The organism is Bartonella sp. AA2SXKL, from assembly GCF_042197205.1.
Taxonomy (GTDB): Bacteria; Pseudomonadota; Alphaproteobacteria; order Rhizobiales; family Rhizobiaceae; genus Bartonella.
Window position 1 is genome coordinate 326 of record NZ_JBHIRN010000271.1, and the last position, 239, is coordinate 564.

General features: G+C 46.4%; 1 protein-coding gene. It reads left to right on the top strand.

Annotated features, from left to right (window positions below):
• The coding region (locus ACFINS_RS11180) for an AMP-binding protein (protein WP_375706310.1) at window positions 1–239 on the top strand (239 nt) is incomplete at both ends.

Sequence of the window (239 nt, forward strand, 5' to 3'; positions counted from 1 at the left end):
TGGTTTATGGTCCTCTTTGCAACGCTGCTACTACTTTAATGTTTGAAGGCACACCAACCTTTCCCGACAACGGCAGATTCTGGGAAATTGTCGATAAACATCAAGTCAATATATTCTACACCGCACCAACAGCTATTCGCGCCTTAATGGGTGCGGGCAATTCATTTGTTGAACGCTCGAAAAGAACATCCTTGCGTCTTTTAGGGTCCGTGGGCGAACCCATTAATCCAGAGGCATGG